This is a genomic window from Rhodococcus sp. NPDC056506, assembly GCF_042794945.1.
GTDB lineage: Bacteria > Actinomycetota > Actinomycetes > Mycobacteriales > Mycobacteriaceae > Rhodococcus_F.
Genome location: NZ_JBHTSW010000002.1, coordinates 105,476 through 127,134, shown reverse-complemented (window position 1 = coordinate 127,134; position 21,659 = coordinate 105,476). Strand labels below are relative to the sequence as shown.

Here is a 21,659-nt window from a genome sequence, read left to right as displayed (position 1 = left end):
CTCCTGGCAAATCACCGACTCGCCGTCATCAAAAAACATTGCGTCATTCATTGACACAACGTCAGCGAATGGCGCACTATGACTCAAGTCACTTCTCGGGCTTCGATTCCTCTGCTCGCACGCCCGAGACAGAACAGAAAGCGATGGCGAATGAGCCCCTCCCCCTTGCCGAGCGTGTGCATCATCGGCGCCGGGCCCACCGGAATCACGACGGCCAAGCGAATGAAGGAATTCGGAATACCCTTCGACTGCTACGAAGCGTCCGACGAGGTCGGCGGAAACTGGTACTACAAGAATCCCAACGGGATGTCGGCCTGCTACCAGAGCCTGCACATCGACACGTCGAAGTGGCGCTTGGCATTCGAGGACTTCCCGGTCTCTGCCGACCTTCCCGACTTCCCTCACCACTCCGAACTCTTCCAGTACTTCAAGGACTACGTCGAACACTTCGGCCTGCGTGAGTCGATCATCTTCAATACCAGTGTTGTTGCGGCAGAACGTGATGCCGACGGACTGTGGACCATCACGCGCTCCGACGGCGAAGTCCGCACCTACGACGTCCTGATGGTTTGTAACGGCCATCATTGGGATCCCAACATCCCGGACTATCCCGGTGAGTTCGACGGGGTCCTCATGCACAGCCACAGTTACAACGACCCGTTCGACCCGGTCGACATGCGCGGCAAGAAGGTAGTCGTGGTCGGAATGGGCAACTCCGGCTTGGATATTGCCTCCGAATTGGGCCAGAGATACCTCGCCGACAAGCTCATCGTGTCGGCTCGCCGTGGAGTCTGGGTACTGCCGAAATATCTGGGCGGAGTGCCCGGCGACAAACTGATCACCCCGCCCTGGATGCCGCGTGGCCTACGGTTGTTCCTGAGCCGTCGATTCCTCGGCAAGAATCTGGGAACGATGGAAGGCTACGGTCTACCCAAACCCGACCACCGCCCCTTCGAGGCCCACCCGTCGGCCAGCGGCGAGTTCCTCGGACGCGCCGGGTCCGGCGACATAACCTTCAAGCCTGCCATCACCAAACTCGACGGAAAGCAGGTGCACTTCGCGGACGGCACCGCCGAGGACGTAGACGTGGTCATCTGCGCCACCGGTTACAACATCAGCTTCCCCTTCTTCAGTGATCCGAATCTGCTGCCGGACAAGGACAACCGATTCCCACTGTTCAAGCGAATGATGAAGCCCGGCATCGACAACCTCTTCTTCATGGGACTGGCGCAGCCCATGCCGACACTCGTCAACTTCGCCGAGCAGCAGAGCAAGCTCGTCGCGGCCTACCTGACCGGTAAGTACCAACTGCCGTCTGCGAACGAGATGCAGGAGATCACCAAGGCCGACGAGGCGTACTTCCTCGCCCCCTATTACAAGTCGCCGCGGCACACCATCCAGCTCGAGTTCGATCCCTACGTTCGCAACATGAACAAGGAAATCGCCAAGGGCACCAAGCGTGCCGACGGCTCGGGAAACAAGCTACCTGTTGCGGCGCGTGCAGCCGCACACGCACTCGAGAAGGCGGATCGCGCATGAGTCTGGTGAACGGTCACTGCAACAACGAGTTCGACGCCGTTCGCACGGCCTTCGAGGCTCAACTCGAATCCGGCGAGGAACTCGGCGGCTCCATCGCCATCACCGTCGACGGAGAACCCGTCGTGGACCTCTGGGGTGGATACGCCGACGAATCTCGCACCACTCTTTGGGGCAGCGACACCATCGTCAACACCTTCTCCATCACCAAAACGATGACGGCACTGTGCGCACTACTCCTCGTCGAACGTGGCCAACTGGACGTGTACCAGAAGGTTGCTCACTACTGGCCCGAATTTGCGGCAAACGGCAAGGAAGACATCGAAGTTCGCCACCTGCTGTCACACACGTCCGGGGTCTCCGGTTGGGAGCGCCCGATCGAACTGAAGGACATCTACGACCTCGAGGCGTCCACCGCCCGCCTCGCCACCCAGCCACCGTGGTGGACCCCCGGTACGGCGTCGGGCTATCACGCGATCAACTACGGCCATCTCGTCGGCGAGGTCATTCGTCGCATCGACGGGCGGACTCTCGGCAGGTTCTTTGCCGAAGAGCTTGCCGGTCCACTGGGCGCTGACTTCCACATCGGCACGTCCGCAGAGCATTTCGGTCGAATCGCGATTCTGGTTCCGCCGCCCGCATTGGAATTCGACCTGTCCACGCTCGATCAGGACAGCATCTTCATCAAGACCCTGACCTGCCCACTACTCGACTACCCCGAGGTCAACACCGCGCCCTGGCGGGAAGCCGAGATCGGCGCAGTCAACGGCCACGGCAACGCACGTTCTATCGCCAGGGTCCAATCCTTGATCTCGTGCGGCGGTGTGCTCGACGGCCAGAAGCTGCTCTCGCAGAGCACCATCGACCTGATCTTCGAGATCCAAGCCGACGGTATCGATCTCGGGATCATGACTCCACTCAAGTTCGGCATCGGCTACGGACTGCCGCACCCGGTTACCGCGCCACTGATTCCCGACGGACGCGCCTGCTGGTGGGCAGGTATCGGCGGTTCGATGCTGGTCAACGATCTGGACCGACGGATGACCTTCGCCTACGTCATGAACAAGATGGCACCGGGTCTGATCGGATCCGACCGCAGCAACGCTTACCTGAGCGCCGCATACAACTCCGAGGTCAGCGAGGTCAGTTCATGAAGGCAGCTCAGCTCATGGGGCCCGGGCTCCTGGAAATCAACGACGTGCCGGTCCCGGAAATCGGTCCGTCGGAACTACTGATTCGGGTTGGCGCAGCGGGAATCTGTCACTCCGATCTCCATCTCCTGCACTTTCCGTACAAGATGCGCGAAGAACCACTGACCATCGGCCACGAGATCGCGGGCACCATCGAAGCCGTCGGCAGTGCCGTCGACGGCCGTTCCACCGGGGAACGCGGCGTTGTCTACCTGTGTTGGTCGTGCGGACAGTGCCGAGAATGTATGAGCGGCAACGAGAACATGTGCCTCGCCGCCGGACGCACTGCAATGCCGCCCTGCCCCGGGCTCGGCCCTGAGGGCGGCATGGCCGAGTACGTCAAGATTCCGGCTCGCTCCTTCGTGCCCATCGGAGACCTCGACTTCCTGCAGGCCGCACCACTCGCCGATGCGGCGCTGACGAGCTACCACGCCATTCGCGGCGCCCGCGAACATCTTCAGCCCGGTGCCACCGCCGTGGTAATCGGCATCGGCGGGCTCGGTCACGTTGCAGTACAGATACTTCGGGCAATCAGTGCCGTGCGCATCATCGCTGTCGACGTCGGACCGGATCAACTCGATCTTGCCAAACGCTGCGGCGCAGACATCACGCTCGAATCGGGACCGGACACCGCGCGCCAGATCCTCGACCTCACATCGGCCAGAGGCGCAGAAGTCATCTTCGACTTCGTCGGTGTCGATGCAACTGCACAGATGTCGGTTCAAGCGGTTGCACCGAACGGCGCGTATCGCATGGTGGGCCTCGGAGGCGGAAACCCCGGAATCACCGCCGAAGCTGCCGGCGGACCAGGTTGGCCGTGGGGAGCATCGATCCGGAAGTCCTATGGCGGCACTAGAAACGACCTCGTCGATTCCATCGCCCTGGCACAGGCCGGTCTGGTAACCGTAGAAGTAGCCCGCTTCGACCTCGCTGATGCCCGAGACGCACTCGATCGTCTCGAACACGGCAAGGTCACCGGACGCGCAGTGCTCGTACCCTGATCTTCGAAAGGCGCTTCACGTGACCACTTCCGCTGATACTCAAGCATTCATCGCGTCCGTCATGGCCGGATTGACCGGCCCCGGTGGTCCTTTCGAAATGCAAGTCGAGGATGTACTCGGCAATTCGATGCCCGTCATGAAGAACCGTGACAAGGCACTCGGCGACGTGCTCGCCGCGTCCTTCGACTACGGCTCACGCGACTACTTGGTGACCAAGGACCGACGTTTCAGCTACCTCGAGCACGGTGAAGCCGTAGCAGCATTGGCCACAGCACTGCGCGAGCGGTACGGCGTCCGCAAAGGCGATCGGGTGGGCATACTTGCCGCCAATACGCCGGAATGGGTGATGACCTTCTGGGCGGCTCAGTCCCTCGGCGCCATCGCCGTCGGATTCAACTCGTGGTGGGTGGCCCGCGAGGTGGCGTACGGCATCGATCACACCACCCCCATAGTGGTGATCGCCGACGCCAAACGCGCACAAATTCTTTCCGAACTGAACACCGATGTTCCCGTACTCACGATGGAAGGAGATCTACCTGCCTTGATGGCGAAGTATTCGGGATCGGCACTGCCCCGTACTTCCGTCGACGAGGACGATCCGGCCGTCATCCTGTACACGAGCGGAACCAGCGGCCGCCCCAAGGGGGCTGTTCACACTCACCGAAACGTGTTGGCCGTCATCGACTACCACCGCTACAGCGATCGCCTCGCTGCTGCGTTCACCGGCAAACCCAGCGACGGCCGACCGAGTGACTTGCGGTATCTGCTGACCGCTCCGCTGTTTCACATTGCAAGCCTGCATAACCTCGCGATCCCACGTCTCGCGACGGGCGGAGCAGTGGTCATCCACCAGGGCGCCTTCGACATCAACGAAGTCCTTTCGCTCGTCGAACGCGAGAAGGTCACCAACTGGGCGGTCGTACCCACCATGGCAACCCGTCTCCTCGAACACGGCGACATCGAGAAATATGACCTGACCTCACTGAGCGCCTTTGCGCTCGCATCTGCGCCGTCATCTCCCGCCTTGCAGGACCGCCTGCGTGCACGGCTGCCTTTTGCGCAGCACACCTTGGTGGACAGCTACGGGCTCACCGAATCCTCCACTGGCATTTCGGTTGCCACACCACCAGAACTTGCCGCGTTCCCCGGAACCCTCGGCCGGCCGATCATCGGGGTGAGCGTGGAGGTGCGCGATCCCTTCGGGGTTGCAGTCCCCGACGGCGAGGAAGGTGAGATCTGCGCGCGCAGTCCCTATGTGATGTTGGGGTACTGGAACGACGAGACAGCGACTGCAGCCGCTATCGGGCCTGATCGATGGCTCCGAACCGGCGACTTCGGAGTGTTCGAAGACGGCCGACTCCGCCTGACCGGCCGCCGATCCGACCTGATCCTGCGCGGCGGCGAGAACGTCTATCCCCTCGAAATCGAGCAGACCATCGACGAGCATCCCGCCGTACTCGAATGCGCTGTGATCGGAATTGATTCGGCAGACCTCGGCCAAGAAGTTGCGGCGGTCGTCGTTTTGCGGAGTGAGGGAGCCGCCGGCGAAGAAGAACTACGCGACTACGTCGCCGAACGGCTCGCCTACTTCAAGGTACCGGTCAAGTGGAAACTGAGCACAACTCCTCTGCCCCGCAACGCAACCGGAAAAACGATACGTGCAAAGGTGGTTCTCTCATGACCTACGACGCCGTGATCAACAACGGTCTGTGGTTCGACGGCACCGGGGCCAAACCAGCTGTCCGCAATCTGGGTATCCGCGATGGGGTGGTTACTGCCATCTCCCTCGATCCTCTCGACGAAATCGACTGTCCCCGTATCATCGACGCGCGACGAAAGTGGGTGATCCCGGGCATCGTGGACATTCACACGCACTACGACGTCGAGATCCTGGAAGGGCCTGCGCTCAGCGAATCCCTTCGGCACGGGGTCACATCGATCTTTGTCGGATCGTGTTCCCTGTCCACCATTCACGCCAGTCCGTCCGACGCCGGGGATCTCTTCGGCCGCGTCGAAGCAATCCCTCGTCAACACGTCGTCGAAGCACTCACGCGTGCCAAGACCTGGAGCTCCGCGAGAGAGTACGTCGCTGCACTCGAGGCGCTTCCGTTGGGCCCCAACGTGGCAGCCTTCATCGGGCACTCGGACATGCGGGCCGCCGAGATGGGACTGGACCGTGCAACCCGGAAGGACGTGCGTCCCACAGACGCCGAACTCGCGTCGATGGAAGCACAATTGACCGAGGCGCTCGACGCCGGCTTCGTCGGAATGTCCGGGCAGCAACTACTGTTCGACAAACTCGACGGCGAAACCTGTCGCTCACGAACCCTACCGTCGACGTATGCAAGCACGAAGGAACGCCGCCGACTCAACGCGATACTGCGCAACCGGGGGCGGGTGTTTCAGGCCGGACCAGACCCCACCAATCCAGTGAGCACCGGTGCCATGGCATTCACCAGCGTGGGCCTCTGGCGTAAGCGACTCAAAACGAGCATGCTCTCTGCAGCAGACATCAAGTCGAACAAGTTTGCCGTGGCAATTCTCGGCCCGCTGGCGCATCTGGTCAATCGACTCGGCGGCGACTTGCGCTGGCAGCACCTGCCGGTCCCCTTCGAGGTGTACGCCGACGGAATCGATCTGGTCGTCTTCGAGGAGTTCGGATCCGGCGCTGCGGCACTGCATCTGACCGATGAGATGGAACGCAACGTTCTGATGCAGAGCGAGGAGTACCGTCGGCAATTCCGCAAGGACTACGATCAGAAGTTCGGCGTCAAAGTCTGGCACCGCGACTTCTTCGACGCCGAAATCGTATCCTGCCCAGATGGATCCCTGGTCGGCAAGAGCTTCGGGCAGGTCGGCGTCGAACGTGGTGGCCTCCACCCTGTCGATGCCTTCCTGGATCTGGTCCTCGAACACGGCACGAAGGTTCGGTGGCGCACAACCATCTCGAACCACCGGCCGGAAATTCTGGACAAGTTCGCCCGGGACAACGGCGTCCAACTCGGATTTTCCGACGCCGGAGCACATTTGCGCAACATGGCGTTCTACAACTTCGGCCTACGACTTCTTCGCCGAGTCTACGACGCCCAGAAGATCGGCCGGCCCTTCATGACGGTCGAGGCAGCCGTGCATCGTCTCACCGGTGAACTGGCCGAGTGGTACGACGTGGATGCAGGACACCTGCGATTGGGTGACCGCGCCGACCTCGTCGTCATCGATCCCGCCCATCTCGACGATTCACTCGAGACCTACGCGGAGAGCCCGGTTGTGGAGTACGACAACCTCTCACGCATGGTCAATCGCAACGATCAGACCGTCACCGCAGTGTTCGTCGGCGGCGAGTACGTCTTCGGCGACGGAGAAGCAGCACCGGTTCTCGGCAACCGCCGAACCGGAAAGTTCTTGAAGGCAGGTGCCCATTAACACGTCCAGATTTGCCGGCAAAACCGCGGTTGTCACCGGCGCGGCATCAGGTATCGGTGCGGCCATCTCCCTACGGCTACTCAGCGAAGGTGCGCAGGTAGCCGGAATCGACATCGCTGCAGATGCTTTGAAGGCGATTGCGGCTCAACACGACGGTTCATATCTCGCCGCACCGGCCGACGTCACCCAGGAATCCGATGTTGCCGAAGCAATTGCCGCGGCGGCAGCGGAATTCGGTGGGATCGACATTGCCTTCAACGTTGCCGGCGCATCGCGGGTGGGGCAGATAGTCGACCTCGACGAGGCCGACTGGGATTTCACCATCGATTTGGTTCAGAAGGGCGTCTTCCTCTGCACCAAACATGAAGCGCGACATATTCGAGAGCACGGTCGCGGCGGCGCGATAGTCAACGTGTCCTCCCTCAACGCGCACGTGCCGAGCCCCTATGGAAGCGCGTACGCGACGGGTAAAGCCGGGGTCGAGATGTTCAGCAAGAATGCCGCGATCGAACTCGCTGCGTCGCGAATCCGGGTCAATGCCGTTCTACCTGGCCTGGTCGACACACCCTTGGTTGCGCCGGTCATGAACTACGAACCCGCCCGCGACATGTTCCTCAGCCGAATCCCCATGTCCCGAGCAGCAACTCCCGACGAGATCGCCGGCCCCTGCCTCTATCTCGCCAGCGACGACGCCTCGTACATCACCGGAACCAGTCTGGTCGTCGACGGTGGCTGGGAGGTCTCGAACTACCCGGATCTGACAACGCTGGGTAACTAGGTTCAGTTACCGGGCAACACACATTGAGTGTCGAGACCGAGGACGTGGTTGAGCCTGCCGAAGGCCAACCACGATCCGAGGCACATGCTCAACTCGACGATTTCCCGCTGGGAATAGTGAGCGGTCATGCGTTCCCAGAACTCGTCGTCGAGCCCATGGTGGTCGAGAGCGTATCTCTCGGCATATTCGGCAGCGAGGCGTGTTCTGTCGTCGAAGGCATCGGAGTTGCGCCAGTCGGTGACAGCCTGATCGAACGTCGACTCCACCGTTTCGCCGTCGCGCTCGGTGCGCCAGTCCTGACAGAAGATGCATCCGTTGATCTGAGCGATCCTTAGCCGGGCCGCTTCGAACTCGCGGAGGCCGAGAGTGCCGTCCGTGTAGACTTTTTGGGAGAATCCAGCCGCTGCAGGTCCGATGCCGGGGACCATCTCACCCCACACGTAGCCAATCGGGTTCTTGCCTTCGGGAATGTCGATGTTCATGTGAGTACCTCCGAGTCTCGGGCACCGAGCTTGCCGACGCCTGGTGTGAGCGGAACGTCCAGCGCGTCGTAAAGGCCGGGTTCGGCCTGACGCAACCACGGAATTGCATTGACGAGACGTCCTACGGCCGTGGCGTTTCCGCCGGCCGCGCGGTTTCCACCTTCATCGGTGGCCTCGACGTTGATCTCTATTCGTGGTCGTCCTTCGACGATCACCTTGTGCGCACCGTCGCCACCGTCGGGTGGAAGCGGCCAATCGCGGGCACAGGACGGATGAATACGCGTGACGTGTTCGATCACGATCAAGGGTTCCCCGCCGACGATTCCCTGAACCTCGAATCGCAGTGCCCCCTGAGTGCCCGCCGCGAACTCCCCCATATGTTCGGTCGACACGGTTTCCTCGAGCGGGCGGCGCAGCAAGGTCTCGCGGATCTCGTCGAGTTCCACCCCGAGTGCCCGCGCGATGAGCCGAATCTGCCCGCCCCAGACCATGGTGGGAACACTGGGCGCGACCATCGGAGGTTCGTAGTCCATCGGCTGACCCATTCCGATCAGGTAGCGCACCGAATCCGGTTGTTCGTAGGTCGTGTAGTCGAAGATTTCCTGACACCGAATCTGATCGATTGTCCCCGCGAGCCCGCTGACGAGAATCGGCAGGATGTCGTTGCCCCAACCCGGATCGATACCGGAGACGAACAGGGCGCCGCCGCCTGCCTTGGCAGCAGCTTCGACGGGATCTCGAAGTTCCGGAGGTGCCGATTTCGGGTCGTACAGCGCATACACGGATGGTGTGACCACCACAGCTCCGGCCGCCAGTGCCCGCGTGATGTCGGCAACGGCGTCATCGGGCCGAATGTCACCGGACGCCGCGTAGACCACCGCGCCTGGGGACGCGGCGAGCACGGCCTCGGCGTCGTCGGTAGCAGCGACGCCCAGGTGCACTCCCAGATCGGCAAGATCACCTGCGTCTCGCCCGACCTTCGCCGGGTTGGCAACGATGACGCCGACAAGTTCGAGGGCAGGATTGGCTGTCACAGCGCGAATCGAAGCACGCCCGACGTTGCCTGTACCCCACACGACGGTCGGAATCTTGGACTCGGCTTCATTCGAAACTGCACCCATCAATCGGACATTACCCAGCTCAGCGCGTCAGGTCAGCAGAATTGCAAGAATTCGTTTCACTTCATCCGGTCAAAAATGCCATTGCCTGCGCAGTCAGTGCGCCGTCACCCCGCCTCCGGTACGTCTCGGCCGGCCGGCCGTTACCTGGCCTACTCATCTCGCCGGTGCTTTCGAGCGCGTCGATCACCTGCCGGCGGAAGCTGTCTTTCTGGAACGGCCGATCGAAGATCACCTCGTAGAGGCCTCTGAGTTCGGCAACGGTGAACGATCCACCCGACAATCCGTCCGGATCTACGTACGACGCATACCTCGTGCGCAGGTCCGTGACCGCAAGTCGCACCATGTCGGCATGATCGAACGCAAGCCCACTTACCGCCGCATCGTCGTACACATCGACAAGAAGCGCTGAATCGGGCAGAGCCGATTCCGCCAGGCCGGCGGTGTGCGCGACCGACAGAACCCAACCGCGGTCGTCGCGATCCGGGCGGTCGAAAATCGCCAACTGGTGAAAGTTCGTCTCGGCCAATTCGGCTTTGACCGACAGGGCACGATCGGCAGCGGCCGTGAGCAATTCGCGTTCGTGCAGAAATGTTCCCGGTAGCGCCAGCGCACCGAGACGGTGCCGAACCACCAGAACTTTCAGAGATCCACCGCTGTACGTCAGCACCGCGACGTCCACTGCCACAGACGGACGCGGATAGTCCGTCAATCCCTTACCGCTCGTGCCTGTCCATTTATTCACCCTTGCATGTTATCTCAAACATGATCTATGGTTAGCGCAAAGTTGATCAAACGATCATCGCGAACCGAAGAGGTAGCCATGAAACTCACCGCACAGCAGTCCGATCGAGCGGCCGGCGTTCTGCTCGGCACCGCAGCAGGAGATTCACTCGGCGCCGGCTACGAATTCAGCTACCCGAAGGCCGAGGTCGCCATCGACATGATCGGCGGCGGCCCGTTCAACTGGGCGCCGGGAGAATGGACTGACGACACCTCGATGGCAGTTGCGATTGCCGAGGTGGCCGCGACCGGAATCGACATCGGAGGTCGAGGCGGTCTCGATGCCATTGCAGCACAGTTCATCCGGTGGTACGACTCGAAGCCCGAGGACATCGGCAACCAGACGCGAGCGGTACTGTCGGCACGATCCGAAACCGCAGCCGCGATGACAAATCGCGCGCAGGTAATCAGCGGCCGCAAGGCCGGCAACGGCTCACTCATGCGCACCGCTCCCGTCGCCCTCGCCTACTTGGACGATGCAGACGGTGCCATGGCGGCCGCGCACCGGATCAGTTCACTCACGCACGATGATCTGCGTGCCGGACAGGCGTGCGAGTTGTGGACCTACGCCATCCGTCATGCCGTTGTCGCCGGCAACTTCGACGGTGTTCGCGGCTTCCTCTCCGTTGCCGATCAGGAGGTCGCCGAATACTGGGGCCCGCTGCTCGATCTAGCCGAAACCGGAAACCCGCAGGACTTCTCCAAGAACGGTTGGGTGGTGCATGCACTTCAGACTGCTTGGTGGGCCATCACTTCTACGGACAATGCCGATGCTCGCCACCTCCAGTACGCATTGGAAGCAGCCGTACGAGCCGGCGGGGACACCGACACGACTGCGGCCATCGCGGGTGGCCTTCTCGGCGCCCGTTGGGGAGCGTCGGCGGTTCCCGCGCGCTGGCGCCGAATCATGCACGGCTGGCCGGGATATCGTTCCTCCGATCTGGTTCGCCTGGCGATCAAGACTGCTCGCGGCGGTACCGACGACAAGAACGGTTGGCCGTCGACGGCAGAACTCGACTACTCGAGGTTTCGCGGAACCCACCACCTGACGACGCACCCGCACGACGACGGCGTCATGCTCGGCGGCGTCGATGCGGTGTCCACTGCGGACTACGACGCCGTGGTCAGCCTGTGCCGCATGGGGAACCGACAGGTCAGCTCCGAACACGTCGAGTTCTGGTTGGTCGACGACGGCCATGATTCCAACGCGAACCTCGAGTTCGTTCTCGACGACGCAGCGCGCACTGTCCAGGTGTTGCGAGCTGAGGGAAAGCGCGTACTTCTGCATTGCGTTCAGGCGCACAGCCGCACACCGTCGGTTGCGGCGCGATACTCGATGTTGATCGGACGTGATCCCTACGACGTACGCTCGGCCATGCCGTGGGCTCGCCCCAAGCGTGAACTCTGGAACACAGCCGTCGGACACACAGGAGGATCCATGCCCGCTATTACAGTCGTCGAAGGTGACATCACGACGCTGACCGTCGACGCCATCGTCAATGCGGCCAACTCCAGGCTCCTCGGCGGCGGCGGTGTCGACGGCGCGATCCACCGAGCCGGAGGATCGGAGATCCTGAAGGCTTGCGAGGTATTGCGCAACACCAGCCTTCCCGACGGCCTGCCGGTGGGTGCGGCCGTAGCCATCACTGCGGGAAAGCTGCACGCCAAGGCCGTGATTCACACCGTCGGCCCGAGGTATTCGCGATCCGAGGACCGATCCGGATTGCTTCGATCGGCGTACACCCGCAGCCTCGCCGTAGCCGACTCGATCGGCGCCCGAACCGTCGCCTTTCCGTTGATCTCGGCAGGGGTCTACGGCTGGCCGAAGGAAGACGCGGTCCGGCAGGCCGTTTCAGCGATTCGCGCGGCGAAGACCGAGGTCGAGACTGTCACACTGGTCGCATTCAACAAGGAGACGGCAGACCTGATGCGCCGCGCCCTCGCCTGACCGTTTACCGGGCCCACATCACTCCACCTTGAAGCGCTGCAGAGCGATCAATCGAGTGGAGAAATTTCACCGATTGGACGTTTGTCCAACAATTTATCCGAATCGCAGATTTTGCGGCCGGCTCTGTGTTCTACTCCTCTCCAGGGTTTGAGCTGGTGGTAAGCAGACGACAAGACGCATTCGCTTCTCTGTCAGCTCGAGGCCGGTTCCCGGACCCGGCTTTCAGCCGAGAGCTCGAATTTTTCGGGCGCTACTCAAGGAGAATGTGAATGGTGTCGACGTTGATGCGCCGAGGAGTAGGGGTGGCCGCGTCCTTGACCGGATGCGTTGCCCTGGTCGTCGGCGGAGCGGGAGTCTCGTCCGCAGCTGATGTGAACCTTCCGTTCACGGCATCGTGCCATGGGTGGCAGTTCCCCGGGCCGATCACACACAACGAGACGCGTGATTCCGGCGTCACGATCAGTGCCCCGACCGTGGTCCCGCCGAACTCCACCTTCACTTACCGTCTTGCCCCCAAGCCGATGACGGTCCCCAAAGACGGTTACGACCTCAGGTCTGTCGTGAACTGGACCCGCCTGAAGTTCGATTTCGACATCCCCGCAGGCACCACCTATGTGGGGGCGCAGATCGTGGCGGGCACCAGCTCGAATCTGGGTGGGGTCGCCCCGACGATCACGCGGGTGAACGATGCCGGTTCACCCGATCCGAGTGGGACGCATCTTCGTATCTCCGGCAACAACATCACCGCGGGCAACGGACCCAACACCGACGACAACGGCGGCGGTGGAATCGAGGTCGGTGGAGGAAAGACGTTCCAGCTCCCGGCAGTTGACGTCACCGTCACGTCCGGGGCTGTCGGCACCCAGATCAAGCCCATGCTGCGCGTGTCCGACACCAACTCGGGTTCCTACGACAGTGCCGCCAACTACCTGACCTTCCTGCAGCAGGAGACGCTGCTCGGTGGAGTCAAGTACTGGCTGACCACCAATTGCTCACCGCGCGATAATCGTTCGGCCGGATTGAACGCGGGCGGCCAGCCACTCGCCGTGATCAATGTCGACTCCAGCCTCGCTCAGACACAGACGCGAATCGAAGCGCCCGGTAAGGCCGTCGTCGGCGACTCCGTCGAGTTGACGGCAACGGTCACTCCGTGGCCGTCGGGTGGAACAGTGCAGTTCCGTGACGGTGGGGTAGACCTCGGCGCTCCGGTGGCTGTCGTCAACGGTGTCGCAAAGGCCAACCGCACGATGACAACAGCGGGCGACCACAACATCACGGCGTACTACACGGGATCTGCAGGCTTCATGGAGTCGATGTCGGGTGCCGTGACGATCAACGTCGTCGAACCGTCCGAGCCCGAGCCTGGCACCGGGAGCCTCGGCAGCCTCGGCACCCCCGGATTCGGGTCGTGAAAACTGTGAACAGAAACAAGGATTCGTCGATGAACTCGAAACTGCTACGCGGCTCTGCGATTGCAACCGTCTCGGTACTTGCCGGCGGCTTGTTCTCGATCGCCGGCGGTGGGATCGCCTCTGCGGCCCCCGAGACCAAGAGCGTGCCCTTCACGACTGCATGCCACGTGCGCGAGATGGACGGTGTGGCAAGCCCGATCACGTTCAACGAGACGCTCGGATCGGGAGTCACCATCACCGCACCAACCACCGCGGCACCGGGTGAGACCGTCACCTACCGCGTGCAGCCGAACGAGATGAAGGCAAACAACAGCGGGCATGCCAGCCGCGGAGTCGTGCACTGGGCCCGAATCAAGTACGACTTCGACATCCCGTCCGGCGTCGAATTCGTGAGCTCCCAGCTTGTGGCGAACAGTGCATACGGCCTCGGATCCGACAGTGCCACTCCAACAGTCACACAGATCGACGACGGTGGAAATCCCTCTGCATCCGGAACGCACCTGCGCATCTCCGGATCGAATCGCACCACCGGAAACGGTCCGTCCTCCGCAGTTCGATCCAGTGACGGAATCATCGTCGGCGCCAATACCAAGTTCCGACTCCCCGCGGTCGACGTCACGGTCAAAGCTGGTGCGGCCGGTACCGAAATCAAGCCTTCGTTGAGGGTTTCCGATCCCGGCTCCGCCAACTACGACGACGACCGAAATGCGCTCACATTCGTCCAGCGCGAAAAGGATGTCTTCACGGTCAACTACTGGGAGCGCTACAACTGCTCCCCGCGAGACAACAGGAACTCCGGCCTCAACGCCGGCGGCCAGGCTCTGACCACCATCTACGTCAGCCAACCGACAACGACCACAGTCCAGATGCCCGGCTCGATCCAAGCCAGTACACCGACAGAGCTTGTCGCGAAGGTGGATCCGGCTCCGGTCACTGGAAACGTGCAGTTCCGGGTGGACGGCGCCGACGTCGGCGCACCGGTCACGCCGGGTGCCGACGGCATTGCCCGGCTACCGCATACGTTCTACACCGCCGGAACCGCACGGGTCTCCGCAACATTCCAGGGAATCAACGGATTCCAAAGTTCCAACTCGACCGAGGCGATGCTCACGGTAACTGCGGCACCTGTCGTCAAGCAGACCGACACTGCCGTGAACGTTCCTACCGATGCAAAGACCGGCGTATCGGTGTCGCTGAGGGCGCAGGTCACGCCGACACCGACCGGTGGCACTCTCCAGTTCAAGGATGGCGCTGCAGATATCGGCGCTCCGATCCCGGTGGGCACTGACGGCAAAGTTACCCTGGAACATGCCTTCACCTCGGCTGGACCTCATGCCGTGTCGGCCTATTACTCCGGCGCAACAGGATTCATGCCGTCGATGGCATCCGCTCAGACGGTCACCGTGTCTGATCCCGCACCGTCCGATGTCACCACCTCGACCTCACTGGCAGCACCCTCGACGGCCAAGCAGAATGTCGCGGCAGAACTGTCCGCGACGGTCACCCCCAACCCCGGCGGGGGCTCGGTTCAGTTCTACGACGGTGACCAACCCATCGGACAACCCGTTGTCGTCGGAGCCGATGGTGTGGCACGGCTGACGCACACTTTCGCGTCAACCGGCGATCATCGAATCAAGGCGGCATACGCCGGGCGAAGTGGATTCACACAGTCCGCGTCGGACGAATCCGTCGTCAAGGTTTCTGCTGCCCCTGACGACGGCGGGACCGGCGGCTCGGGCAGCCTAGGTTCGCTGGGCGGTCTCTTCGGTTCCTGATCGCAATTCGCTCGACATGCTGTTGCCGCTGCACCGATTCGGAGCAGCGGCAACAGCATGTCGCGGCCGTAGTCATTGCACCGATTGATCTGTCGATGGAGCACAAGTGTCCAGGAACCCTCTCTCCCGACGGTCGTTTCTCGCTGCCGGGGTCGGCGCGACAGCACTCGCCGCCACTTCCCTTCTCCCGCCGTCGCTTCAGCGTGCACTCGCGACACCCGTCAACTCCGGCGGGCTCGATTCGATCGAGCACGTTGTCCTCGTCATGCAGGAGAACCGATCCTTCGATCATTACTACGGCGCGCTGAGGGGGGTTCGCGGATTCGGGGATCCGAATGCGCTGCGTCTGCGCGGCGGCCACAGCGTCTTCGAACAACCCGGGCCTACCGGTCCTGTGCTCCCCTTCCCCATCCGCGATTCGGCTGCGGCGCAACGCATGGACACCCAGAACGTCACCGGACTCGACCACAGCTGGGCGGGCGGACATGCCGCACTCGCCGACGGCTGGCACGACGGTTGGATCGCGGCAAAAACCGGTACGACGATGGCGTACTACGACCGGCAAGACATCCCGTTCCATTACGAACTGGCGGACGCGTTCACGATCTGCGACGCCTACCACTGCTCCGTACCGACATCGACGAGCCCCAACCGGAACTATTGGGTCTCTGGATACACCGGATACGAACCACTCTCGCCGAATCCAACCGAGTCGGTACTTCCTTCGGATCCACCGGGCCCGGAGGGGCGAGCCGTAACCAATGCGGCCTACAACCCCTGGCACGCCGGTTACGGATGGACGACGGTCCCCGAGCGACTGCAGTCCGCCGGCATTTCCTGGAAGACCTACCAGGAGTGGGACAACTTCGGAGACAATAACCTCGAATACTTCACTGCCTTCAAGAAAGTGGCGGCAGGGTTGCTCGGCCGGCCAAGCCTGCTCCCCTACGAACTGCAGACCTTGGCCGGGTTCTATCTCGCCCTGCCGTCGATGCCGACGCCGGTCCAGGACGCAGCGGTACTGGCCCTCGCGAATGCCGCAGACCAACTGTCACCCGCTGATCGCCAACTCTACGATCGCGCGTTGTACCGATCCCGGCCCGGCACACTGGCTGCCGAGTTCAGGAAAGACGTCGAGTCCGGCACTCTGCCTCGAGTCAGCTATCTCGTTCCATCCGAAGTGGATTCGGAGCACCCTTCGGGATCGTCACCAGCGGCGAGCGCAACACTGCTCTATCAAGTGCTCGACGCCATAGCCTCCGATCCCGAACTGTGGGCGAAGACGGCCGTGATCGTCAACTTCGACGAGAACGACGGCTACTTCGACCACGTACCGCCGCCCAGACCACCGCGCTCGATCGAAACCGAATGGGTCGGCGGTCAGCCGCTCGGTCTCGGCCCGAGGGTGCCGATGACGATCATTTCGCCGTGGACCGTCGGAGGTTTCGTTTGTTCGCAGGTATTCGACCACACGTCCGTCACGCAATTTCTGGAGAAGCGGTTCGGAATCACGCAACCGGAAATCGACCCGTGGCGACGCACGGTGAGTGGCGACCTAACGTCGGCGTTCGACTTCGCCAACCCGCGTAGCCGGCCGACGTTGGCGCGCCCGCAACCCACACCGCCACTGGAACCGCGATGGACGCCAACCCCTCCCACCGAACAGAGCATGCCCGTGCAGGAAAAGGGAACTCGGCCTGCGCGAGCACTTCCCTATCAGCCCGACGCTTACGCGACGGCGGATCCGGGCGCCGGCTCGTTGACGGTCCATCTGGCCAATACCGGTGCCGCGTCCGCACACTTGGCCTTGTACCCGTACGCGGGAGAGTTCGAAGAGCCGCGACACTACGACGTCGTCGGTGAAGTCGACGACGTCGTTGCGCTCGGTGACCGGGTCTACAGCCTGACCCTGTTGGGTCCCAATGGTTTCAGGCGCGAGTTCAGCGGAGCGACCGACAGTGCGGCAGCTTCGCTCGACGTCTCGACAACTATCGACGCAGGGACGCGCATGCTTGTACTGACGGCGACCAATTCCGGAAGTCGTGCGCTCTCCGTCAATGTGGACGGGGATCGACGCAGGCTCGGAGCGGGTGCACGCGGTCGGTGGACGGTGCCGTCGGTGGACGGTTGGTATCAGGCCACCGTGACGGTCGACGAAGATCCTGAATTCAAGCGCGTGCTCGTCGGACACATCGAAAACGGGCGGACCAGCGTAAGCCAACCGACGTGAATCGACACCGAGCGTTCAAGCCCAGGGCCGAATCCCCAGTCAGACAAGTCAATCCATCCGCACACCCAGAAGGAGTTTCCGTGCGTCGTATCCCGCTCTCAGCACTGATAGTCGCGGGCTCACTGATACTGGGCGGCGGAATTGCCGCGGCTCAGGGCAGCCTGCCCACGTCGGGGAGCACCGATGGCACGTCGGTGCCACCGTCGTACCTGACCGACGACGCCGGCCGCTCCTTGATCCTGCGAGGGTTCAACACGGCGTCGAGCGCAAAGAGCGCACCCGACGGGATGCCGAAGTTCACCGAAGCGGATCTCGAACGCGAACATGCCGACATGGGAACAAATTTCGTGCGTTTCCTGATCTCCTGGCGTTCGGTGGAACCTGAGCCGGGACAGTACGACCAGGAGTATCTGGACCGCGTCGAGGACCGAGTCGGCTGGTACGCCGATCGCGGCTACAAGGTCATGCTCGACATGCATCAGGACGTGTACTCCGGCGCGATCACTCCAGAAGGCAACAGTGGCAACGGCGCCGGCAACATCGGCAACGGCGCACCGGCCTGGGCGACCTACATGGACGGCCTTCCGGTCAGCCCTCAAGACCGATGGGAGTTGTACTACATCCAACCTGGTGTGATGCGCGCCTTCGACAACTTCTGGAACACGACCGGTCAACACCCCGAACTGGTCGAGCACTACGCGAACGCCTGGCAGGCAGTGGCCGAGCGTTTTGCCGACAATGACACCGTCGTGGCATACGACCTGATGAACGAGCCTTGGGGCGGCTCCCTGCAGGGTCCCGCCTTCGAAGGTGGACCCCTCGCCGCCCTGTATCAGCGAACCACTGACGCCATCAGGGAAGTGGATCAGGACAGTTGGGTATGTGTGGCCCCGCAGGCAGTCGGCGTCAACCAAGGTGTCCCCAGCGGGCTCACGAAGATCAACGACCCACGAGCAGGCGAACAGCGAATCGCCTACTGCCCGCACCTGTATCCGTTGCCCCTCGACCTCGGTGACGGATACTCGGGCCTCTCGCGCACTCTCACCGACGCGACCATCGACACCTGGCGCGACAGCGTCGAACACATTGCCGGCAACGTACTCGGCGGCGCTCCGATCATCCTCGGCGAATTCGGGCTCGACACAACACTGCCCGGCGCAACCGACTACATCGACCGCGTCTACACGACCGCCCGAGAACTCGGCGCGGGTGTCTCCTACTGGTCCAGTGATCCAGGTCCTTGGGGCCCGTACCTGCCGGACGGAACGCAGACACTCCTCGTCGACACCCTGAACAAGCCGTATCCGCGTGCCGTCGCGGGCACACCCACCGGATGGTCCTCGACCGTTGACCGCCTTCAGCTGACGTTCAACCCGGCCCCCGCGGTGACGGCACCGACCGAGATCTATTTACCCGAGAGCGGCTTCCCCGGCGGCGTCGACGTCGCGGGAGCCGATGTAGTGAACTGGAATCCCCAAAGCCGTCTTCTCACAGTGGAAACCGCGGATGATACGGGTCCGGTCACAGTCACGGTCACTCCGGCAACCTGATCTCGAGTGTCAGAGTTCCTGGATATTTGTCCAGTTCTTTCGTAACGTACAAGCGACGGGTGATCGGCCGACGGAAGGCGAGTATGTCCACGGAGAAGATGTCTGTCCAAGATCGTGTTGCGCGAGTGGTTCTCGACATCGTTGGTGCCCTGCCGACCGGCGCGCAGCGCATTCTCGGCGGCAAGCCGAAGGAAATCGACGGGCAGACTCTGCACCCCGAGATCCAACTTGCACTGCGATTGCTCTCGGCAGTCGAGGGCACGAGCTTCGAGCATCTTCCGGTCGAAGAGGGGCGAGCCCAGATCGACGCCGAATCGCGACTGTTCGGCGGTGCTCCTATCGACATCGAGACGGTTCGTGACATCGAGATCCCGGCCGCGGACCACTCCATTCCCGCACGGCTGTATCGACCGGCCGGGGTGCCAACGCCCGCTCCACTTTTGGTGTACTTCCACGGCGGCGGGTTCGTCCTCGGCAGCCTCGAAAGCGGCGACAGTGTTTGCCGCTTCCTGGCCCGTCACGGCGAAGTCAGTGTGTTGTCGGTGGATTACCGGTTAGCGCCGGAGTTCCCCTTCCCCGCCGGGGTCGATGACGCCGTCACCGCATTCCGGTACTGCGTCGAACATGCCACAGATCTGGGTGCAGATCCGAAATCCATTGCGGTAGGCGGAGACAGCGCGGGTGGGAACTTGGCTGCCGTCGTCGCGCAGTCCACGACCGAAGACGACGTCAAGCCTGCATTTCAGCTGCTCTTCTTTCCCTGGGTGGACCTTTCGTCGAAGCGCCCTTCGCACAAGATGTTCGGCACCGACTTCTTTCTCACCGACGCCCAACTCGATTGGTATGCGGCCCATTACCTGTCGGGCGGCGCTTCGGCTCTCGACCCGCGAGTCTCCCCGCTGCTCACCCCGGATCTGGCCGGCCTGCCGCCGGCCTACCTTGCCGTCGCCGGTTTCGACCCACTGCGCGACGAAGGCGAGGAATACGCGAACCGACTGCGAGAGGCCGGAGTCCCAGTTGCACTGAGGCGTCACAGTGGATTGATCCATGCCTTCGTCAACACCACCGGTGTCGGCCATACCGGCCAAGATGCGATGTTCGAGGCCTGCGGCGCTCTGCGGATGGGACTTTCGGGCCCACGTTGAGGGCAGGTCACGAAACGGGGAGTGCCAGATCCGCCCACTCGACCATCGCTTCGAGCACTGAGCGCAGTTCCATCCCCGTCGCGGTGAGTTCGTACTCCACCCGCGGCGGTACCTCGGCGTAGGCGGTCCGGGTCACCAGATCGAACTCCTCGAATCGCTTGAGCCTGGCTGAGAGTGTCCTGGGACTGATACCCGGCAGAGCGCGTCGTAGTTCGGTGAAACGCATCGGGCCGTGCGTGAGCTCACGAACGATCAGTGTGGCCCACGGTCCGTCCAGGACCAGCAGGAAGCGCGCGACGCCACACTCCGGAAGTACGTGACCTGATTCACTCATCGATTCCCCATTAGTTCACTTGAAGTAACTGGTTCCCGATGTGAACTATAGGCGTCATGACTTACACAGTGCATGGCGCCACCGGCGCTCAAGGTTCTCCCGTTCTCGCAGGGTTGGTCGCGGCTCTCGAAGGATCCGCCGACGCCGAGGTCCGAGCAATCACCCGTAACCCTGACCAGACGTTCGAGGGCGCGAACACCGTCGTCGCGGACAATACGTCCGTCAACTCTCTCGCCGACGCTTATCGCGCGACAGACGGGGTGTTCTTCCATCTGCCACTCGCCGGTGACACCGAATCGCTCGCGGGTTACGCCCAAAACGTTCTGGCAGCAGCGAAAGTGGCACGTCCTTCGCGATTCGTGATCTCGACCAGCGGCACGGTGATCGGCGACGCTACTTCGCCACTTACCGGCCCCAACACACCCGTTCTCTCCGAGCTCGTCGACGGGCTTCGCGCCGAAGGAATCGCGGTGACCGTCCTTACCCCGCGACTGTTCCTCGAAAATTTGCTTCTGCCTACCGTGCTGTCGGGAGTGAAAGACGAAGGCGTCCTGCGGTACCCATTGCGTGCCGATCTCGCGGTCGCATGGGGTTCGCACCTCGATGTCGCTGATGCAGCCGTTGCGGCCCTGACTCTCGACGTAGCACCGGACGCAGTCGACATCGGACAGATTCCGGCGATCACCGGCAACGAATTGGCCGAGGCTTTCGCCGAACACTTCTCGCGCGCGGTAACTTTCGAAGCCGTGACACCCGAGAAGTTCGGCGTGTCGATTGCGCCGATCATCGGAGCGGGCGCGGCGACCGGGGTTGCTCAGCTCTACGCAGGACTCGCAACTGCCGACAACGTCGCGTTCGACTCGGCGACGGGTTCTGCCGCTGTCCTGGGCATCAATGCACGCAACACCCAGGCCTGGCTGACAGATCTCGGGGTGAACTGACCGGACAGCGCAA

At 62.4% G+C, this 21,659-nt stretch carries 17 protein-coding genes; 13 read left to right on the top strand and 4 right to left on the bottom strand.

Annotated elements, in window-relative coordinates:
* Window positions 1–150: 150 nt before the first annotated feature.
* Genes ACFQ6H_RS02805 through ACFQ6H_RS02780 form a run of 6 tightly spaced genes read left to right on the top strand, consistent with a single transcriptional unit; the run spans window position 151 to window position 7,928 of the window.
* Complete coding sequence (locus ACFQ6H_RS02805; protein ID WP_378643694.1) at window positions 151–1,539, top strand: flavin-containing monooxygenase; 1,389 nt, start codon at window positions 151–153, stop codon at window positions 1,537–1,539.
* Window positions 1,536–2,690, top strand: coding sequence for a serine hydrolase domain-containing protein (locus ACFQ6H_RS02800; RefSeq protein WP_378643691.1), 1,155 nt, complete (start codon window positions 1,536–1,538; stop codon window positions 2,688–2,690). Before ACFQ6H_RS02805 ends, ACFQ6H_RS02800 begins: the two co-directional genes overlap by 4 nt.
* Window positions 2,687–3,727, top strand: a complete 1,041-nt coding sequence (locus ACFQ6H_RS02795; RefSeq protein WP_378530515.1) for an NAD(P)-dependent alcohol dehydrogenase — start codon at window positions 2,687–2,689, stop codon at window positions 3,725–3,727. Before ACFQ6H_RS02800 ends, ACFQ6H_RS02795 begins: the two co-directional genes overlap by 4 nt.
* Window positions 3,728–3,746: 19 nt before the next feature.
* Window positions 3,747–5,408, top strand: coding sequence for a class I adenylate-forming enzyme family protein (locus ACFQ6H_RS02790; protein ID WP_378643688.1), 1,662 nt, complete (start codon window positions 3,747–3,749; stop codon window positions 5,406–5,408).
* Window positions 5,405–7,150 (top strand): amidohydrolase family protein, encoded by a 1,746-nt coding sequence (locus ACFQ6H_RS02785; RefSeq protein WP_378643686.1) that lies wholly within the window; start codon window positions 5,405–5,407, stop codon window positions 7,148–7,150. The genes ACFQ6H_RS02790 and ACFQ6H_RS02785 overlap by 4 nt, the downstream gene beginning before the upstream one ends.
* Window positions 7,140–7,928 carry an SDR family NAD(P)-dependent oxidoreductase gene (locus tag ACFQ6H_RS02780; RefSeq protein ID WP_378530509.1) on the top strand — a complete coding sequence of 263 codons (789 nt, stop codon included), beginning with the start codon at window positions 7,140–7,142 and terminating at the stop codon, window positions 7,926–7,928. Before ACFQ6H_RS02785 ends, ACFQ6H_RS02780 begins: the two co-directional genes overlap by 11 nt.
* A 2-nt stretch (window positions 7,929–7,930) precedes the next feature.
* Here the strand turns inward: ACFQ6H_RS02780 and ACFQ6H_RS02775 are convergent, their stop codons facing one another.
* From ACFQ6H_RS02775 to ACFQ6H_RS02765, 3 genes are all read right to left on the bottom strand, one after another.
* Window positions 7,931–8,410: a carboxymuconolactone decarboxylase family protein gene (locus ACFQ6H_RS02775; RefSeq protein WP_378643684.1), complete on the bottom strand. Its 480-nt coding sequence runs from the start codon at window positions 8,408–8,410 to the stop codon at window positions 7,931–7,933.
* Complete coding sequence (locus tag ACFQ6H_RS02770; protein ID WP_378643681.1) at window positions 8,407–9,531, bottom strand: dihydrodipicolinate reductase; 1,125 nt, start codon at window positions 9,529–9,531, stop codon at window positions 8,407–8,409. Before ACFQ6H_RS02770 ends, ACFQ6H_RS02775 begins: the two co-directional genes overlap by 4 nt.
* A 61-nt stretch (window positions 9,532–9,592) precedes the next feature.
* Window positions 9,593–10,273 (bottom strand): NUDIX hydrolase, encoded by a 681-nt coding sequence (locus ACFQ6H_RS02765; RefSeq protein ID WP_378643679.1) that lies wholly within the window; start codon window positions 10,271–10,273, stop codon window positions 9,593–9,595.
* A 78-nt stretch (window positions 10,274–10,351) separates the two neighbouring features.
* Between ACFQ6H_RS02765 and ACFQ6H_RS02760 the strand changes: the two genes are divergently transcribed.
* The 6 genes from ACFQ6H_RS02760 to ACFQ6H_RS02735 all read left to right on the top strand — a co-directional run bounded on the left by ACFQ6H_RS02760 (window position 10,352) and on the right by ACFQ6H_RS02735 (window position 20,371).
* Window positions 10,352–12,259, top strand: coding sequence for an O-acetyl-ADP-ribose deacetylase (locus ACFQ6H_RS02760; protein ID WP_378643677.1), 1,908 nt, complete (start codon window positions 10,352–10,354; stop codon window positions 12,257–12,259).
* A 269-nt stretch (window positions 12,260–12,528) separates the two neighbouring features.
* The gene (locus ACFQ6H_RS02755; protein WP_378448302.1) at window positions 12,529–13,671 is read left to right on the top strand and encodes an Ig-like domain-containing protein; all 1,143 of its coding nucleotides are present in this window, start codon (window positions 12,529–12,531) and stop codon (window positions 13,669–13,671) included.
* 29 nt (window positions 13,672–13,700) lie between these two features.
* Window positions 13,701–15,446, top strand: coding sequence for an Ig-like domain-containing protein (locus ACFQ6H_RS02750; protein ID WP_378643674.1), 1,746 nt, complete (start codon window positions 13,701–13,703; stop codon window positions 15,444–15,446).
* A gap of 106 nt (window positions 15,447–15,552) precedes the next feature.
* Window positions 15,553–17,676, top strand: a complete 2,124-nt coding sequence (locus tag ACFQ6H_RS02745) for a phosphocholine-specific phospholipase C (RefSeq protein WP_378643672.1) — start codon at window positions 15,553–15,555, stop codon at window positions 17,674–17,676.
* Window positions 17,677–17,756: 80 nt separating this feature from the next.
* Complete coding sequence (locus ACFQ6H_RS02740) at window positions 17,757–19,226, top strand: cellulase family glycosylhydrolase (protein ID WP_378643670.1); 1,470 nt, start codon at window positions 17,757–17,759, stop codon at window positions 19,224–19,226.
* A gap of 83 nt (window positions 19,227–19,309) precedes the next feature.
* The gene (locus tag ACFQ6H_RS02735) at window positions 19,310–20,371 is read left to right on the top strand and encodes an alpha/beta hydrolase (protein ID WP_378643668.1); all 1,062 of its coding nucleotides are present in this window, start codon (window positions 19,310–19,312) and stop codon (window positions 20,369–20,371) included.
* A 7-nt stretch (window positions 20,372–20,378) separates the two neighbouring features.
* Here ACFQ6H_RS02735 and ACFQ6H_RS02730 read toward each other — a convergent pair whose 3' ends face one another.
* Window positions 20,379–20,705 (bottom strand): helix-turn-helix domain-containing protein, encoded by a 327-nt coding sequence (locus ACFQ6H_RS02730; protein WP_019745900.1) that lies wholly within the window; start codon window positions 20,703–20,705, stop codon window positions 20,379–20,381.
* A 56-nt stretch (window positions 20,706–20,761) separates the two neighbouring features.
* Here ACFQ6H_RS02730 and ACFQ6H_RS02725 point away from each other — a divergent pair, with 56 nt between their 5' ends.
* Window positions 20,762–21,646 (top strand): NAD(P)H-binding protein, encoded by an 885-nt coding sequence (locus tag ACFQ6H_RS02725; RefSeq protein ID WP_378643666.1) that lies wholly within the window; start codon window positions 20,762–20,764, stop codon window positions 21,644–21,646.
* The last annotated feature ends 13 nt before the right edge of the window (window positions 21,647–21,659 follow it).

Coding starts and splice junctions, on each gene's coding strand:
- ACFQ6H_RS02770 (WP_378643681.1), bottom strand. CDS start 9,531: ATGGGTGCAGTTTCGAATGAAGCCGAGTCCAAGATTCCGACCGTCGTG.
- ACFQ6H_RS02750 (WP_378643674.1), top strand. CDS start 13,701: ATGAACTCGAAACTGCTACGCGGCTCTGCGATTGCAACCGTCTCGGTA.
- ACFQ6H_RS02785 (WP_378643686.1), top strand. CDS start 5,405: ATGACCTACGACGCCGTGATCAACAACGGTCTGTGGTTCGACGGCACC.
- ACFQ6H_RS02775 (WP_378643684.1), bottom strand. CDS start 8,410: ATGAACATCGACATTCCCGAAGGCAAGAACCCGATTGGCTACGTGTGG.
- ACFQ6H_RS02805 (WP_378643694.1), top strand. CDS start 151: ATGAGCCCCTCCCCCTTGCCGAGCGTGTGCATCATCGGCGCCGGGCCC.
- ACFQ6H_RS02730 (WP_019745900.1), bottom strand. CDS start 20,705: ATGAGTGAATCAGGTCACGTACTTCCGGAGTGTGGCGTCGCGCGCTTC.
- ACFQ6H_RS02760 (WP_378643677.1), top strand. CDS start 10,352: ATGAAACTCACCGCACAGCAGTCCGATCGAGCGGCCGGCGTTCTGCTC.
- ACFQ6H_RS02800 (WP_378643691.1), top strand. CDS start 1,536: ATGAGTCTGGTGAACGGTCACTGCAACAACGAGTTCGACGCCGTTCGC.
- ACFQ6H_RS02725 (WP_378643666.1), top strand. CDS start 20,762: ATGACTTACACAGTGCATGGCGCCACCGGCGCTCAAGGTTCTCCCGTT.
- ACFQ6H_RS02755 (WP_378448302.1), top strand. CDS start 12,529: ATGGTGTCGACGTTGATGCGCCGAGGAGTAGGGGTGGCCGCGTCCTTG.
- ACFQ6H_RS02735 (WP_378643668.1), top strand. CDS start 19,310: ATGTCCACGGAGAAGATGTCTGTCCAAGATCGTGTTGCGCGAGTGGTT.
- ACFQ6H_RS02795 (WP_378530515.1), top strand. CDS start 2,687: ATGAAGGCAGCTCAGCTCATGGGGCCCGGGCTCCTGGAAATCAACGAC.